13 protein-coding genes are annotated in these 16,078 nt (G+C 47.2%); 6 read left to right on the top strand and 7 right to left on the bottom strand.

All coding sequences use genetic code 11. The annotated features are described in order from the left end of the window. The first annotated feature begins 28 nt into the window (after positions 1-28). From prfB to yghX, 3 genes are all read left to right on the top strand, one after another. Positions 29-1,127, top strand: a protein-coding gene (gene prfB / locus ACUJFL_RS15005) for a peptide chain release factor 2 (RefSeq protein WP_226751118.1) whose coding sequence is annotated in 2 segments (ribosomal slippage) — positions 29-103 and positions 105-1,127 — 1,098 coding nt in all. Because the reading frame shifts where the segments join, the coding sequence is not laid out codon by codon here. 42 nt (positions 1,128-1,169) lie between these two features. Further along, complete coding sequence (gene lysS / locus ACUJFL_RS15000; RefSeq protein WP_226751119.1) at positions 1,170-2,690, top strand: lysine--tRNA ligase; 1,521 nt, start codon at positions 1,170-1,172, stop codon at positions 2,688-2,690. A 246-nt stretch (positions 2,691-2,936) separates the two neighbouring features. After that, positions 2,937-3,827 (top strand): YghX family hydrolase, encoded by an 891-nt coding sequence (gene yghX / locus ACUJFL_RS14995; protein WP_226751120.1) that lies wholly within the window; start codon positions 2,937-2,939, stop codon positions 3,825-3,827. A gap of 77 nt (positions 3,828-3,904) precedes the next feature. Here the strand turns inward: yghX and ACUJFL_RS14990 are convergent, their stop codons facing one another. Then, positions 3,905-4,405: a lactoylglutathione lyase family protein gene (locus tag ACUJFL_RS14990; RefSeq protein WP_226751276.1), complete on the bottom strand. Its 501-nt coding sequence runs from the start codon at positions 4,403-4,405 to the stop codon at positions 3,905-3,907. A 92-nt stretch (positions 4,406-4,497) separates the two neighbouring features. On the opposite strand from ACUJFL_RS14990, the gene ACUJFL_RS14985 reads away from it, so the two are divergent. Further along, a complete protein-coding gene (locus ACUJFL_RS14985) occupies positions 4,498-5,370 on the top strand; it encodes a LysR family transcriptional regulator (RefSeq protein WP_445425398.1) in 873 nt (290 codons plus the stop codon). Between the two features lie 309 nt (positions 5,371-5,679). Here the strand turns inward: ACUJFL_RS14985 and ACUJFL_RS14980 are convergent, their stop codons facing one another. The 3 genes from ACUJFL_RS14980 to ACUJFL_RS14970 form a co-directional block, all read right to left on the bottom strand. Then, entirely contained in the window at positions 5,680-5,901 is a 222-nt protein-coding gene (locus tag ACUJFL_RS14980) for a hypothetical protein (RefSeq protein WP_226751122.1), read from the bottom strand. A 275-nt stretch (positions 5,902-6,176) separates the two neighbouring features. Next, positions 6,177-6,389 carry a hypothetical protein gene (locus tag ACUJFL_RS14975; protein ID WP_226751123.1) on the bottom strand — a complete coding sequence of 71 codons (213 nt, stop codon included), beginning with the start codon at positions 6,387-6,389 and terminating at the stop codon, positions 6,177-6,179. An 11-nt stretch (positions 6,390-6,400) separates the two neighbouring features. After that, positions 6,401-6,625, bottom strand: a complete 225-nt coding sequence (locus tag ACUJFL_RS14970) for a hypothetical protein (RefSeq protein ID WP_226751124.1) — start codon at positions 6,623-6,625, stop codon at positions 6,401-6,403. 242 nt (positions 6,626-6,867) lie between these two features. Between ACUJFL_RS14970 and tadA the strand changes: the two genes are divergently transcribed. After that, entirely contained in the window at positions 6,868-7,401 is a 534-nt protein-coding gene (tadA, locus tag ACUJFL_RS14965) for a tRNA adenosine(34) deaminase TadA (RefSeq protein WP_445425397.1), read from the top strand. A gap of 172 nt (positions 7,402-7,573) precedes the next feature. On the opposite strand, the gene mltF is transcribed toward tadA, so the two are convergent. Beyond that, positions 7,574-9,010 carry a membrane-bound lytic murein transglycosylase MltF gene (gene mltF / locus ACUJFL_RS14960; RefSeq protein ID WP_445427906.1) on the bottom strand — a complete coding sequence of 479 codons (1,437 nt, stop codon included), beginning with the start codon at positions 9,008-9,010 and terminating at the stop codon, positions 7,574-7,576. Between the two features lie 163 nt (positions 9,011-9,173). Between mltF and purL the strand changes: the two genes are divergently transcribed. Next, positions 9,174-13,064, top strand: a complete 3,891-nt coding sequence (purL, locus tag ACUJFL_RS14955; protein WP_445427905.1) for a phosphoribosylformylglycinamidine synthase — start codon at positions 9,174-9,176, stop codon at positions 13,062-13,064. Positions 13,065-13,270: 206 nt separating this feature from the next. Here purL and ACUJFL_RS14950 read toward each other — a convergent pair whose 3' ends face one another. After that, positions 13,271-14,188, bottom strand: a complete 918-nt coding sequence (locus ACUJFL_RS14950; protein WP_226751128.1) for a histone deacetylase family protein — start codon at positions 14,186-14,188, stop codon at positions 13,271-13,273. After that, positions 14,188-16,032, bottom strand: a complete 1,845-nt coding sequence (locus ACUJFL_RS14945) for a bifunctional acetyl-CoA hydrolase/transferase family protein/GNAT family N-acetyltransferase (protein ID WP_306177666.1) — start codon at positions 16,030-16,032, stop codon at positions 14,188-14,190. The genes ACUJFL_RS14950 and ACUJFL_RS14945 overlap by 1 nt, the downstream gene beginning before the upstream one ends. Positions 16,033-16,078: the final 46 nt, after the last annotated feature.

The following is a 16,078-nucleotide window of genomic DNA, read 5'->3' as shown; positions in this document are numbered from 1 at the left end:
TTGGTCGAATTACAGGTTTAACCACAACATGTTTGAAGTAAATCCGGTTTATAACAGTATTAAAGATCTGACTGAACGCACTAACGTGCTTCGGGGGTATCTTTGACTACGATGGCAAAAAAGAACGCCTAGAGGAAGTCTCGCGCGAACTGGAAGACTCTGCCATTTGGAATACACCGGATAAAGCTCAAGCATTAGGTAAAGAACGCTCGGCACTAGAGCAAGTGGTGGGTACTATCGACAGACTAGACCAAGGCTTAGAAGATGTCGCGGGTTTAGTGGAATTAGCGGTAGAAGCCGAAGATCAAGCGACCTTTGATGAAGCAAAAAGCGAATTAGCCGATCTAGAAAAACAACTGGCTTTACTGGAATTTCGCCGGATGTTTTCGGGTAAAAACGATGAGAACCATTGTTACCTCGACATTCAATCAGGCTCTGGTGGTACGGAAGCGCAAGATTGGGCCAGCATGCTGATGCGGATGTATCTGCGTTGGGGTGAAGATAAAGGCTTTAAACCTGAACTTTACGAAGTCACCGATGGCGATGTGGCCGGTATTAAAGGCTGTACCATTAAATTTACCGGTGATTATGCTTATGGTTGGTTACGTACCGAAACCGGTGTGCACCGTTTAGTACGTAAAAGCCCATTCGATTCGGGCAATCGTCGCCATACGTCGTTCGCCTCGGTGTTTGTTTCACCCGAAATTGATGATGATATCGAAATCGATATCAACCCGGCCGATTTGCGTATCGATACCTATCGCGCTTCAGGCGCCGGTGGTCAGCACGTTAACCGCACCGATTCTGCTGTACGGATCACGCACTTACCGACCAATATTGTGGTGCAGTGTCAAAACGATCGCTCGCAACATAAAAACCGTGACAACGCGTATAAGCAACTACGCGCTAAACTGTACGAGTTTGAATTACAAAAACAAAATGCCGAGAAACAAGCACTCGAAGACACAAAATCGGATATCGGCTGGGGCAGCCAGATCCGCTCTTATGTGTTAGATGACTCGCGCATTAAAGATTTACGCACCGGCATTGAAACGCGTAATACGCAAGCCGTGCTAGACGGTGATCTGGATAAATTTATCGAAGCCAGCCTAAAAGCTGGTTTATAAACTATAACTGACTTATTTATAAACTCACTCAGGAATCAAAAAATGTCTGAACAGCATACTCAACATGAAGAAATTCAGGATGTTAACAAACTGATTGCTGAGCGAAAACAGAAGTTGGCTGCGATCCGCGAGCAAGGTAATGCCTTTCCTAACGATTTTCGTCGCGCCAATATTTCTGATGAAATTCATGCTAAATATGATGCGTTAAGCAAAGAAGAGTTAGAAGCGGCCAAGGTTGAAGTGAGCCTTGCCGGTCGTATTATGACGCGCCGTATTATGGGTAAAGCCAGTTTTTGTACGCTGCAAGATATGGGCGGCAAGTTTCAGGTGTATGTAGCGCGTGATAGCCTGCCAGAGGGGCTGTACAACGAGCAATTTAAAAAGTGGGATTTGGGCGATATCGTTGGCGTAAAAGGCCATTTATTTAAAACGCAAACGGGCGAGTTAACCGTGTGGTTAAGCGAAATTCGCTTGCTGACGAAAGCGTTACGTCCGCTACCAGATAAATTCCACGGTTTAACCGACAACGAAGCGCGTTATCGCCAGCGTTATTTAGATCTGATCTCGAACGATCAATCTCGTAAAACCTTTTTAGTGCGTAGTAAAACGGTGTCTTATATCCGCCGTTTCTTCAATGAAGAAGGCTTCTTAGAAGTTGAAACACCGATGCTACAGGCCATCCCCGGAGGTGCCTCGGCACGGCCATTCGAAACACACCACAATGCTTTAGATATGCAGATGTTTTTGCGTATCGCCCCAGAGTTGTATTTAAAGCGCTTAGTGGTCGGTGGTTTTGAAAAAGTATTCGAGTTAAACCGTAACTTCCGTAACGAAGGCGTTTCAACGCGGCATAACCCAGAATTCACCATGTTAGAATTTTACTGGGCCTATGCTGATTACAACGATTTAATGGATTTAACGGAGAAGTTATTCCGTGGTTTAGCATTGGATGTGCTGGGTAGCACCGAAGTGCCGTATCAAGGTGAAGTATTCGATTTTGGTAAGCCGTTTGCGCGTATGTCGGTTACCGAGTCTATTTTACATTACAATCCAGAGCTGACGCTTGAGCAGTTAACCACGCGTGAAGCGGTAGCTGAGTTAGCGAAGTCACTGAAAATTGACGTTAAACCTAACTATGGTCACGGTCGTATTTTGATGGAAGTGTTTGACGAATTAGTTGAAACCAAACTGCGTCATCCTACTTTTATCACCGAATACCCCGCAGAAATATCGCCACTGGCGCGCCGTAACGACGACAATCCAGAAATTACCGATCGATTTGAGTTCTTTATTGGTGGTCGTGAATTAGGTAACGGTTTTAGCGAGTTAAATGACGCTGAAGATCAAGCCGAACGTTTCCGTGAGCAAGTCGCACAAAAAGACGCCGGTGATGATGAAGCAATGTTCTACGACGAAGACTTTGTGACGGCGTTAGAGCACGGTTTACCGCCTACAGCAGGCCAAGGCATTGGTATTGACCGCTTGGTGATGTTACTGGCCGATGCCGCGTCTATCCGTGATGTGATCCTGTTCCCACATATGCGGTTACATCACGAAAAGTAAGCGCAAGATACACAATAACGATAAGCCAGGTTAAGCCTGGCTTTTTTATGCGTTGAACAAGGACTTCCTTGCGTTAAATCCCCCCTGAGCTAAGCAAACTAACTGCTAAGCTAAAGCGTAACTTATCATTGAAAGCTTCGGCTGATGTTGCACTGTGCTCAAAGGTACATTGCAGTAGCCTGTCGCGAGCTGTTGCCCTGCGGTAACACTGCAAATAAGAATAACCTTTATCCACAGGAGAGCCTTATGCCTCGTTTAACCGCGGCCGATTTCAGCCCCGAATTGCTAGAACTGTATGATTTTTATGTGCATGGCCAATTAACCCGGCGTGATTTTCTAGAAAAAGCCACCAAATATGCCATTGGCGGTATGACAGCCTTAAGCATTTTATCGGCACTCACGCCTAATTATGCGCTAGCCGAGCAAATCTCCTTTAACGATCCAGAAATTAAAGGCAGCTACATTACTTACCCATCACCTAACGGCCACGGCTCAGTGCGCGGTTATATGGTGGTGCCTGCAAATCATAGCAAACCAGTAGGCGGCGTTTTGGTGGTGCATGAAAACCGCGGTTTAAACCCTTACATTGAGGATGTGGCAAGGCGCTTAGCCAAGGCGGGTTTTGTTGCGCTGGCGCCAGATGGTTTAAGTTCGGTGGGCGGTTATCCGGGTAACGATGAAGTGGGACGCGAGCTACAGCGCCAAGTTGATCCAGAAAAGCTGATGAATGACTTCTTTGCCGGTATTGAGTTTTTGCGTGACAGCGCACTCACCACCCAAAAAATTGGTATTACCGGCTTTTGTTACGGTGGAGGTGTCTCAAATGCCGCTGCAGTGGCATACCCGGAATTAGCGGCGGCGGTGCCATTTTATGGGCGGCAAGCGCGCCCTGAAGATGTGCCTGCTATTCAAGCGCCGTTGCAACTGCACTTTGCTGAAACCGATCCACGGATTAATGAAACCTGGCCGGCCTATGAAGCCGCATTAAAAGCCGCTGGCAAAACCTATGAAGGGCATTTTTATCCTGGCACAAACCATGGTTTTCATAACGACTCCACGCCACGTTATGACGAAGCCGCTGCTAATTTAGCGTGGCAGCGCACCATAGGCTGGTTTAACCGCTATTTAGCTGATTAGTTCGGTCAAAAATAAAAAACGCGATTGGCATCCTAGCTAATCGCGTTTTTATATTGTTTTATGTTAGCGCTGTGAGTTTAGTAAGCGCCGGCACTGTAGATTAATTCATAGCTGTGGCTATAAATTTCTAAAATATTCCCAAACGGATCTTCCATATAGATCATGCGATACGGCTTTTCGCCCGGATAGTAATAACGTGGCTTCGGCATGCGCTTTTTACCCCCAGCTGCAACAATACGCTCTGCCAATTCTTCAACGTTTGGATCTTGCACACAAAAATGGAAAATACCGGTTTTCCAGTATTCAAAGTTGTTTTCCGGGTTTTGCTGATTGGAGAATTGAAATAACTCTACGCCAATGCGATCGCCGGTGGATAAATGGGCGATGCGAAAACTGCCCCAGCCGGCACCAAACACGTCAGTACACATTTCACCAATGGCACTCGTGTCTTCTGTGATCTCAGTGGGCGTCATAATCAGATACCAGCCGAGTACCTCAGTGTAAAACTTTACTGCCGCTTCCAGATCAGGCACTGAAATACCGATATGTGAAAAATTTCTTGGATAAGTATTGCTCATCATTTAGCTCCTTTTTAACAGTGATCACAGTATATAAAGGCGCTATAATTATTTGAAATTATCATTTTTACTTAAAATAAGTATAAAACGTAATGATTAATCCGCAATGGTTACGCAGTTTTTGCACCTTAGTTGAAGTAGGGCACTTTACCCAAACCGCACAACGCTTGCATATGACGCAATCGGGTGTCAGCCAGCATATGCATAAATTAGAACAACAGCTTGGCGTGACGCTGTTAGATCGCCATGGTAAACAATTTACCCTAACGGATGCGGGGGAACGGCTGTACGCTGAGGCGCGTGAGTTGGTCGCGGCTTTGGCGAGTTTGCCGCAGCGCTTGGGGCATGATCCCGCTTTTCAGGGAGAAGTGAGACTGATGTCGCCGGGCAGCGTGGGCTTAAAGCTGTATCCGCATTTACTGAGCTTACAACAGCAGCATCGACAACTGATAATTGATTATCGTTTTGCACCTAATCGCAGTATTGAACAGGCCGTCGCCAATGGCGAAACCGATATCGGTATTATGAGTTGTGCTGCCACACTCAGCAACGTTAGTTATGAAACCTTAACCACGGAGCCATTATTGTTGGTCACTCCGGCAGGTTGTGATGATCTTAGCTGGTCCCATTTGCAACAACTCGGTTTTATTGATCATCCCGATGGCGCTCATCATGCGGCGCTGTTACTTTCGGCTAATTACCCAGAGTTTCAAGGCGTATCATTTATTGCAAAACACGGCTTTTCCAATCAAATCGCCCTGATTTTAGAGCCGGTCAGTCGGGGGTTCGGCTTTACAGTATTACCGGCTTATGCAGTAGAAATGTTTGCGCAGCAAAGCCTCATTCAAGTTCACCGCTTGTTGCAGCCAGTCAGTGAAACCTTATATTTAGCCACCCGAGCTCAGCAACCGTTGGCGAATAGAGTGCATACGGTAATGAAAGCGACTCAGGCAGGTTTAACCTGATGATAGCGCAATGCAAAGTCGGGATGGGAGCGCCAGCGTGTAGTATGCGCTCAGATCTTTAATTTTGCCTTTTTCGGGCACTGCAGGGGCAACTGTTACTCCTAAAACACAAACGCTGCTTAGCACTGCTGTAGTGATGGGTTCGTTAGATGGCGTCTCCGGTACGGCAAGCGTAGCGGAGACGAGAGCGTTGTAGAGGGAGAGTTGTGTATCAAGGGAGCTGGTCTTGTTTTGGCTGCTCAAAGCATTTATATCGCATACCTAACAACTAAGGATATTCCCTTAAGATTCATTGTCATCACGGGTTATTTATGAAGAGTGTGGCTGACGCTTATCACGCACTAACCACCACACCAGATAAGCTAAAATCAGCAGGGGTAATACGGTGACGGCTAAGCTAACACCAATACCGATAATGGCACCGATAACACCCATGAGAACAGCAAATACCGTGGCTAAGATGGCGAGTAATGTAGGTAAGCAGTAAATACCGATAGCAATAATTAATATGGTTGCGAGTGTTCTGTTCATAAGTCATTCCTTTTGATTAAGAGGTTTAACGCTGGATTCAGCAAGTTCCTTGTATACCAATCAAAAGCTATGCCAAAAAATAAATTAAATTTTTTCAATATCTTATGATTTTAGGTTGGCGGTTGTGACAGATTGATCACACAAACGTAGTGATTTTGACTAAGAATTAGTCAAAAATTTAAACGCTAAAATATTAGCTCAAACAAAAACGCCGATAATCATATCGGCGAGTGAACTTGTGCTGGCAACATACACTTTTAGTTTTGAGGGCGGTGCTAGAGTTTATTGATTTTTTCTTTTAACTGATAGCTAGGCTCGGTGACAATACTTTCGAGGGTGGCCACGCGATTTTTTAGTTTAGCAATCTCATTTTGTAACGCGCTAACATCTTCGTTGTTATGTTTTGCTTTGCCTTCCATATAGGTTTTATAGCCGGAAACGGCACAGCCACATACGATAGCGATGGCGGCAATTTCAAAAGGTCCCATTAGTCACTCCTTTAACGATTTAAACGATTAATTTCTTCATTTAACTGATATTTCTTATCAGTGACGATACTTTCTAAAGCGGCAAGCCTAGTTTTGACTTTTTGTAATTCTTCTTGAATTTCTTTATCACCTTTGCCTGATGCTAAATGTTGATACTTGTAGCGCATTTTCATTGCATCATAAAAGCAGCCACCGACAATCGCGACGACGACAATAACCACCACTCCGATATCCACTTTTTTGTTCTCCTTTGCGTTTGTCCAAGCTTTATGTCAATGAGGCTGATCTGTTGACTGATTTATTGGCTGTGTAAAAACCAAAAAACACTGCAAACAAAATGCCAAAGTTTAAACTGTTTAATATCAATGTGTTATGTTTTGTTGTTTTGCAAGGGAGGTGTATTACCCAAAATAATCGTCAGCCTGACTTCAGTCTAGTGGTAAAATTCGCCAACGATAGCAAAACTTTGTAAAACTTTATGACTGATGAAGATTGGATGCGCCACGCTTTAATGTTAGCCGCTCGAGCAGAAGCCGCAGGCGAAGTGCCAGTGGGGGCGGTGTTGGTTAAGGATCAGCAAGTGGTTGCTGAAGGCTGGAATCAGATGATCAGTTCGCACGATCCATCGGCACATGCTGAAATGTTAGCCGTGCGCCAAGCGGGCCAATTACTGCAAAACTATCGGCTACCAGAGTGTACTTTGTATGTCACGCTAGAGCCGTGCAGCATGTGCGCCGGTATGTTGGTGCATAGTCGAATTAAACGGCTGGTGTTTGGGGCCAGCGATTATAAGACGGGAGCGGCCGGCTCGATCATGGATTTGGTGTGTCATCCCAAGTTAAACCATCAATTAGAGGTGACCGCAGGGGTGTTGGCTGAAGAGTGTTCGATGATGTTATCGACGTTTTTCCAGCGGCGTCGCGCTGAGCAAAAGAGGCTTAAACAGCACAAGGGGCCGTTGGAAATTGTTGAAAAGACGTTTGGTAATGACGGCGACGTCGATTTAACTTAACGGTCTTCACACTGCGTTTTAGGCGTCGCCGACTTGACGAGACGGTCAGTAAACGCCGCCGCCGTTTTAGCGACGGTCTTTTTTTATTTAGCATAGGGTTGCCTAAAGTGTTTACGATTTTGTTAATAGTATGACTGCGTAAGCTCAGTTACAAGCAGCCGGTATGAATTTATTATGAAGAGGGTGGTGCTAAGGCAGACGACTCTTCAGATTGATTTGTTTCTTCGACCAGTTTTTGACGTTGTTGTTCCATTCTATCTTCCAGTTGCTGCCGTTCGTCCACGCCCACAAGGGTGTCGTAATAGCGACGAATATTTTCGACATACATTACCGCTTCATCACCGCGGGCAAAGCCAAAACGCGTATGTTGATACACCGACTTTTTGCGTAATAAAGGTAAGCGTTGTTTCACTTCAAGCCATTTATCGGGATCGGCGCCATCTCTCTGGGTTAAACGTCGCGCATCTTCAACATGACCCCAGCCAATGTTATATGAGGCTAAGGCGAACCATAATCGGTCTGGCATCGGGATCCGCTCTGGGATACGCGTTAATAACAGTTGCAGATAACGACTGCCCCCATCAATGCTATCTTGTGGGTCGAGCCGACTGTCTACGCCCATTTGCCGAGCCGTGGGCATGGTTAGCATCATTAAACCGCGTACACCCGTGGGGCTGCGGGCTTTCGGGTTCCAGTGCGATTCTTGATAGCTTAACGCTGCCAATAAACGCCAATCCAATTCACCGGCATGCTCCAGAAACCATGGTTTGAACTTCGGTAAGGTGTGGTCGATAGCCTGAATAAATTTAATGGTATCAACGTAGTCAAACAGCTCAACATGGCCAAAATAACGATCCTCTAATGTCACTAAGTCGCCATTTTGATAAACATGACCAAAATATTCGATCAAGACACTGTATAAGCTGTCATCTTGGCTTTTTTGAAGTAGCCAACCCACCGGCAAATTTTCATTGAGAGTAAAGGCAATACTGAGTTGCGGAAACAAACGGCGGTTTACCGCCAGTTGGTTTGAATCGGTCAGGGTATAGTTGATACTGCCGTCGATGACTTTTTGCAGTAATTCATCGGCATCTAATTCGGGATCTTCTACATACTGAAAGTCAGCGTTTTCTTGTTGTAAAATGGCCAGGCTTTCGGCATGACTGCTGGCTTTCATCACCACAACCGGCCCGGCTAGATCGGCAAATTCACGCGGCCAAGTTGCTCCTTGTCGGTACACCACGACTTCATTGATCCAGCGATAAGGCGGTGCGGCACGAAAACGTTCAGTACGTGAGGGCGTTAAGGTTAGTCCTCCGGCGATAAAGTCAACTTGGCCGGTTTCCAGTTTATCGAGTAACTCATCAAGGTGAAAACTGGGGGCTAAACTCAGCTCGACACCGAGGCGGTCGGCCAGTGCTTTGGCCAGTTCGTATTCAAACCCAGTAGGGCCATCTACCCCAATATAATAACTTGTCGGGCCATGTAAAATACCCACTCGCAAGCTGTTGCGCTGATAAATGTCGGCCAATTGCCCGGTTGTCTCGACCGCCGGTGGCGTGCAAGCAAACAGTAAGCAACAGCAGAGTAATAACAGCGTTTTTTGCATAATGGCGGTCCAACCTCTTTGATGAATGGCTGTTATAGCAAACTTCTTGCCGTCAGTCAGGTTTTTCGCATATCCCTCGCCGTGAATTTTCTTTATAATATGCCGCCTTTTAGGGTGTAAACGCCCTAGGTTCCACTGTCGTTCAACCAACGGAAATAAGCCTATGTTGATCCTGCGTGGTGCGCCTGCACTGTCCGAATTCAGAATTCAAAAGTTACTCGATCTTTGTGCCCAGCAAAATTTACCGGTAAGCGGAATTTATGCTGAATATATGCATTTTGCTGATCTTGCTGCACCGTTAAGTGCAGAGCAACAGGACACATTAGATAAATTATTGAGTTACGGCCCCACGGTCACCAGTCATCAACCGACCGGTCTGTTGTTACTCGTGACGCCGCGGCCGGGTACCATTTCGCCATGGTCATCAAAAGCGACTGATATTGCCCATAACTGTAACTTACCGCAGGTTAAACGCCTTGAGCGCGGCGTGGCGTATTATCTCCTAGCTGAGGACTTAACTGCAACGCAGTTAACGCAGGTGCAAGCCTTATTGCATGATCGGATGATGGAGACGGTGTTTACTGAGCTGCAGCAGGCAGAAGCATTGTTTGCTAAAGCTGCGCCAGCAGAGCTGAGTTCAGTTGATATTTTAGCCGGTGGTCGCGAAGCATTAGTGCTAGCCAATCAGCAAATGGGTTTAGCGCTGGCGGAAGATGAAATTGACTATCTGGTCACTAACTTTCAGCAATTAGGCCGAAATCCGAACGACATTGAGCTTTATATGTTTGCTCAGGCTAACTCAGAGCATTGCCGGCACAAAATTTTTAACGCTGATTGGACTATCGACGGCGTAGCACAGCCTAAATCGCTGTTTAAAATGATTAAGAACACTTTCGAGCATTCGCCAGATTTCGTGTTATCGGCTTACAAAGATAACGCGGCAGTGATGGTCGGTTCTGAAGCGGGGCGCTTCTTCCCGCAAGCGGGTAGTAATGAATACCAGTATCACCATGAACCGATCCATATTTTGATGAAGGTTGAAACGCATAACCACCCAACGGCAATCTCTCCTTACCCAGGCGCGGCAACGGGTTCGGGTGGCGAAATTCGTGATGAAGGTGCTACCGGTGTCGGCTCAAAACCCAAAGCGGGTTTAGTGGGTTTCTCGGTATCTAACTTGCGTATCCCTGGCTTTGAACAGCCTTGGGAAACCGATTTTGGTAAGCCAAACCGTATTGTTAGTGCACTTGACATCATGCTGGAAGGGCCACTGGGTGGCGCAGCCTTTAATAACGAATTTGGTCGCCCAGCGATCAACGGTTATTTCCGTACTTATGAAGAGCAAGTACACAGCCATAACGGTTTAGAAGTGCGTGGTTATCACAAGCCAATAATGATTGCCGGTGGTTTAGGTAATATCCGCGAAGACCATGTACAAAAAGGCGATTTAGCACCAGGTTCTAAACTGGTAGTGCTAGGTGGCCCGGCTATGAACATTGGTTTAGGCGGCAGTGCGGCTTCATCAATGGCCTCAGGGCAATCGAACGAAGATTTAGATTTTGCTTCCGTACAGCGCGAAAACCCAGAAATTGAACGTCGTTGCCAAGAGGTGATCGACCGCTGCTGGCAGTTGGGCGCCGATAACCCTATTTGCTTTATCCACGATGTGGGTGCAGGTGGTTTATCTAATGCTTTCCCTGAATTAGTGAGCGATGGTGGTGTGGGCGGTAAGTTTGAACTGCGTAACGTACCGAACGACGAACTGAGTATGTCGCCATTACAAATTTGGTGTAATGAGTCGCAAGAGCGCTACGTGATGGCCATTCCGGCTGACAAACTCGTGGTGTTTGAAGAGATTTGTAAGCGCGAGCGCGCACCTTATGCGGTAGTCGGTGAAGCCACTGCAGATAAACATTTAACCTTAAGCGATCAGTATTTTGGTAATACGCCAATCGACTTGCCGTTAAATGTGTTACTGGGTAAAGCACCGAAAATGCACCGTGAAGTGCAAAGCTTGCAAGCCGTTGGCAAACCGCTCGATCGCAGTGCCATTACTATTGCCGATGCCGCCGAGCGTTTACTACGTTTACCTACCATTGCCGAGAAAACCTTCTTAGTGACCATTGGCGATCGCACGGTAACCGGCTTGGTGGCACGTGATCAGATGGTTGGCCCATGGCAAGTGCCGGTGGCTAACTGCGCAGTTACCGCAGCAAGCTATGATACTTATCACGGTGAAGCGATGGCAATGGGTGAGCGTACGCCAGTGGCATTGCTTGATTTTGCTGCCTCTGCCCGTTTAGCGGTAGCAGAAGCCATTACCAATATCGCAGCCACGGATATTGGCGATTTAAACCGGATTAAATTATCAGCAAACTGGATGGCCGCGGCCGGTCACCCAGGTGAAGATGCCGGTTTGTACGCCGCGGTTAAGGCTGTGGGCGAAGAGTTATGCCCAGCATTAAACGTGACTATCCCGGTCGGTAAAGACTCAATGTCGATGAAAACGCGCTGGCAGCAAGACGGTGAAGAAAAAGCCGTCACTGCACCATTGTCGTTGGTGATTACCGCTTTTGCTCGTGTTGAAGATATTCGTAAAACCGTCACGCCACAGCTTCGCACTGACTTGGGTGACAGTAGCTTGTTGTTAGTAGATTTGGGCCAAGGAGCCAACCGTTTAGGTGGTTCTTGTTTAGCGCAAGTGTATAAGCAATTAGGCGATAAAGCGGCGGATTTAGATAGTCCAGAGTTATTGCTGAATTTCTTCCATGCGATGCAGCAATTAACCCGTGAGCAAAAATTGCTGGCCTATCATGACCGTTCAGACGGTGGTTTATTGGTTACGCTGGCCGAGATGGCCTTTGCCGGTAAAGCCGGTCTGCAAGCGGATATTAGTGAATTAGGCGCTGATGCGCTTGCTGCGCTATACAGCGAAGAGCTCGGTGCGGTGATTCAGGTGAAAACCGCGGATTTAGCTTATGTTCAGCAAGTGTTAGCAAAGCATAACTTAGCGCCGTTAAGCCACTTATTAGGTGCGGTCAGTGCCAGCGATGAGTTTGTGATCACGCAGCAAGGTAAAACCGTCTTTAGCGATAGCCGCAGCCGCTTACGCCGCATTTGGGCGGAAACCACCTATCAAATGCAAGCGTTGCGCGATAACCCAGCTGGCGCTGAGCAAGAAATGGCGGCAAAAGCCGATCAGCAGGATCCGGGCTTGAATGTAAAATTAAGCTTTGATGCTAACGTTGATGTTGCCGCGCCATTTATTTTAAAAGGTGCTGCACCGAAGATCGCTATTTTGCGTGAGCAGGGCGTGAACTCGCAACAAGAAATGGCCGCGGCGTTTAACCGTGCCGGCTTTAATGCGGTTGACGTGCACATGAGTGATATTTTAGCTGGTCGCGTGAAGTTGGCCGACTTTAACGGTTTAGCTGCCTGTGGCGGTTTCTCGTACGGTGACGTATTAGGCGCCGGTGAAGGTTGGGCCAAGTCGATTCTGTTTAACGCGCAAGCACGGGAACAGTTCCAAGCCTTCTTCGAACGGCAATCAACGTTTGCTTTGGGTGTCTGTAATGGTTGTCAGATGATGTCGAATCTGAAGAGCCTGATCCCCGGTGCTGAGCACTGGCCGCACTTTGTCCGTAATAAGTCTGAGCGGTTTGAAGCACGTTTTAGCTTAGTGGAAGTGCAGCAAAGCCCGTCATTGTTCTTTAGCGGTATGGCCGGTTCACGTATGCCAATCGCGGTATCGCACGGTGAAGGCCATGCAGAATTTGCCAGCGCAGCGGCCTTTGCTGCGGCCAATCAAAGTGGCAATGTGGCGATGCGTTTTGTCGATAACTACGGTCAGGTAACAGAGCAATATCCGGCGAACCCGAACGGTTCACCAGCCGGTATTACCGCCCTGACCACCACTGATGGCCGCGTGAGTATTATGATGCCGCACCCAGAGCGGGTATTTCGTACCGTGGCGAACTCGTGGCACCCGGATGATTGGCAAGAAGATAGCCCATGGATGCGCATGTTCCGTAATGCGCGAGTGTGGTTAGGTTAACCTTTCGCTAAATGGAAAAACGCCAGCAAAACGTGCTGGCGTTTTTGTTTCAAGTGATGACATTTTACGATGTGTGCACTCGGCGTTGCGTACTCCGTGCGACGTTGTAAGCATTAGACCCACCCAATGTAGGCTTATCTTTAGCTTCCCTGCAAGAGACGCCTCCAGCCAAAGTGTGCTAAGTACTGGCCTAAATGTTAGGCTAGTTACATCATCCCTTTTAAAAAAGCCACCACACTGCGGCCGAGTGCGCTAAGTGCATAGCCGCCTTCTAGCATGGCGACAATGCGGCCTTCGCAATGCTTATCCGCCAGTTGTTTTAACTCGTTGCCAATCCACTGGTAATCGTCTTCGCGCAACATAAAGTGCGCCATTTCATCTTCGGCATGACCATCGAAACCCGCAGACACTAAAATGAGCTGTGGCGCGAACGCATCAATAGCCGGTATCCAGTGCTCAGAGACTTGATCGCGCCATTGCTGGCTGCGACAGCCTCCGGCAAAAGGTAAATTGATGATGTGATCATTCTCGGTATCCGCCCCGGTATAAGGATAAAGCGGATGTTCAAAAGAGGAGCAAAACAGTACCCGAGGTTCGTGCTGGAAAATATCTTCGGTACCATTACCATGGTGGACATCAAAATCGACAATGGCTATACGGGATAAACCATAGTGATTGAGTGCATGTTCAGCGGCTACCGCAATATTGTTAATTAAACAAAAGCCCATGGCTTGCTCACGGGTGGCATGATGGCCAGGTGGGCGGACGGCACAAAATGCTTGTTCATTGTTGCCCGCCATAACACGGTCGACCGCATTGATACCACTTCCTGCAGCATGCATGGCGGCTTCAAGGCTTTTCGGGCTCATCACGGTGTCAGGATCTAACCAAATATGCCCCTCGGTCGGCGCTTTGGCAAAAAGCTCATCCACATAATGTTTACCATGGGCTAAATACAAACTTTCACGACTGGCTGGGGTGGCATCGAACTGCATAACCACATATTCCATTCCCGAGCGGATGATTTGATCATTAATGGCCGACAGCCGTTCACCGCACTCGGGGTGTTCGACGCCGTTGTCATGGTAATAACAGCTGGGATGACTAAAAATGGTAATAGCCATCAGTTTTCTCCTTTACCTGGGATGGTTAATTTTAAATAGACTTCTGTGGGGTCGTCACTTTTTAAACGCACAAAACCGGCATTTTCAAACACTTTTAGCATGGGTTTATTTTCAGAACGAACAAAAGCCTGCATGGAGTTAAGGCCTCGGCTGGTTGCAATATTGATCATCTCGGCCAATAAGCGTTTAGCCATACCACGGCCTTGTAATACTTCGCGAGTCACGAAGGCCACTTCGCAGCTATCTTCATTTGGGATCAGGTAATAACGTCCCACCGCTTGGATCTCCACCACCGAGCCTTTTTGTTTCACAATACACAAAGCCAAGTCTTTTGATTGATCAACGCTCACTAAGGTACAGGATTTTTCTCTGCTCATTTGTGTTGGCACAGAGTTGTAGCGCATTTGCAGCGTTTCTTTGGTGTGCGAATAAAAGAATTCTTGCAGGCGACGCTCATCAGAGGGGTTTAGTGGCCGAATATCAAATTTTTCGCCATTAAAGGTTAACTCTTTAAAGCCTACTGGGCCAAGCTCAGGGACATCGACCGGTGTTTGTAATTGATAATGCGGTACCCAATAATTTTTGCGAACTTCTGCTAATAACTGATTACGAAACTTTGGGTGTGCCACTCGAATTAACTCAAGCGCGCGCTCACGAATACTTTTACCGCGCAGTGAAGCAACCCCAAACTCGGTGACCACATAATGCACATGCGCACGGGTGGTGACTACGCCGGCGCCTTCTTTGATATGTGGCACTATGCGCGAAATGGTGCCGTTTTTCGCGGTAGAGGGCAGGGCGATAATCGGTTTACCGCCTTGGCTCATGGAAGCACCGCGGCTAAAATCGACCTGCCCCCCGACGCCACTGTAAAACATATGGCCAATCGAATCAGAAACAATCTGACCGGTCAGATCCACTTCAATCGCGCTGTTAATCGACACCATGCGATCGTTGCGGGCAATATTAATCGGTGAGTTAACATATTCGCTGGGATAAAAACCGATATGAGGGTTTTTATCGACAAAGTCGTATAGCTTTTTTGTGCCCATACAAAAGCTGGTGACGCTTTTGCCCGGGTGAAAGGTTTTACGCCGATTATTAATCACGCCTTTTTTAATCAAATCTAAAGCGCCATCGGTTAATAACTCGGTATGTAAGCCTAAATCTTTGTGATTGCTTAAATAACGTGTGACCGCCGCGCAAATTTTGCCGACACCAATTTGGATGGTGGCGCCATCTTCGACCAGTAGTGATACATATTGGCCGATCCGCTCGGTGCGCGCATCTAATTCGGGTGGTTCGATTTCCGGTAAGGCTTGTTCGGCATAGAAGAACGCATCAATGTCATCTTTATGTATAAAGGATTGGCCATAGGTTGTTGGCATCGCTGGGTTAACTTGCGCGATAACTATTTTGGCGGCTTTCGCTGCAGCCGAAATGACATCGACTGCAACCCCTAACGAGTGATAACCGTGTTCATCAGCAGGGCTGACCATAATTAATGCCGCATCTAAAGGTAAAATACCGTCCGTGAACAACGCTGGGATGTCGGTCATAAAGCAGGGGGTATAATCGGCACGCCCTTCTGCGACCGCTTGGCGAATAGTATGACCGCCGATAAATAGGGTATTTACTTTGAACAGATGCTGAAATTCGGGAGAGGCCCAACGGTTGTCAGAGAAGGTCACCAATTGCACAATTTCAATATCGTGCAGACTTTTGGCATTAGCAATTAAGTCGTCAATTAATAACGTGGGGACCGCAGCATGCGAGCCAATAAAAATACGGCTACCGGATTTTAATAACTGTTGCCAATTCAATGAAATGGTTTTTTGCGCCATGTGAACTCCGCAGCGAAAATGCTAGACCTTACTGTAGTCTAGATTG

The sequence above is a fragment of the Alishewanella sp. HL-SH05 genome (assembly GCF_052655985.1).
This window is presented reverse-complemented; position numbering and strand designations above follow the sequence as displayed.

Bases quoted from the DNA above. Each gene is read 5' to 3' on its own strand.
- lysS (WP_226751119.1), top strand. From the start codon at position 1,170: ATGTCTGAACAGCATACTCAACATGAAGAAATTCAGGATGTTAACAAA.
- yghX (WP_226751120.1), top strand. From the start codon at position 2,937: ATGCCTCGTTTAACCGCGGCCGATTTCAGCCCCGAATTGCTAGAACTG.
- ACUJFL_RS14990 (WP_226751276.1), bottom strand. From the start codon at position 4,405: ATGAGCAATACTTATCCAAGAAATTTTTCACATATCGGTATTTCAGTG.
- ACUJFL_RS14985 (WP_445425398.1), top strand. From the start codon at position 4,498: ATGATTAATCCGCAATGGTTACGCAGTTTTTGCACCTTAGTTGAAGTA.
- ACUJFL_RS14980 (WP_226751122.1), bottom strand. From the start codon at position 5,901: ATGAACAGAACACTCGCAACCATATTAATTATTGCTATCGGTATTTAC.
- ACUJFL_RS14975 (WP_226751123.1), bottom strand. From the start codon at position 6,389: ATGGGACCTTTTGAAATTGCCGCCATCGCTATCGTATGTGGCTGTGCC.
- tadA (WP_445425397.1), top strand. From the start codon at position 6,868: ATGACTGATGAAGATTGGATGCGCCACGCTTTAATGTTAGCCGCTCGA.
- mltF (WP_445427906.1), bottom strand. From the start codon at position 9,010: ATGCAAAAAACGCTGTTATTACTCTGCTGTTGCTTACTGTTTGCTTGC.
- purL (WP_445427905.1), top strand. From the start codon at position 9,174: ATGTTGATCCTGCGTGGTGCGCCTGCACTGTCCGAATTCAGAATTCAA.
- ACUJFL_RS14950 (WP_226751128.1), bottom strand. From the start codon at position 14,188: ATGGCTATTACCATTTTTAGTCATCCCAGCTGTTATTACCATGACAAC.
- ACUJFL_RS14945 (WP_306177666.1), bottom strand. From the start codon at position 16,032: ATGGCGCAAAAAACCATTTCATTGAATTGGCAACAGTTATTAAAATCC.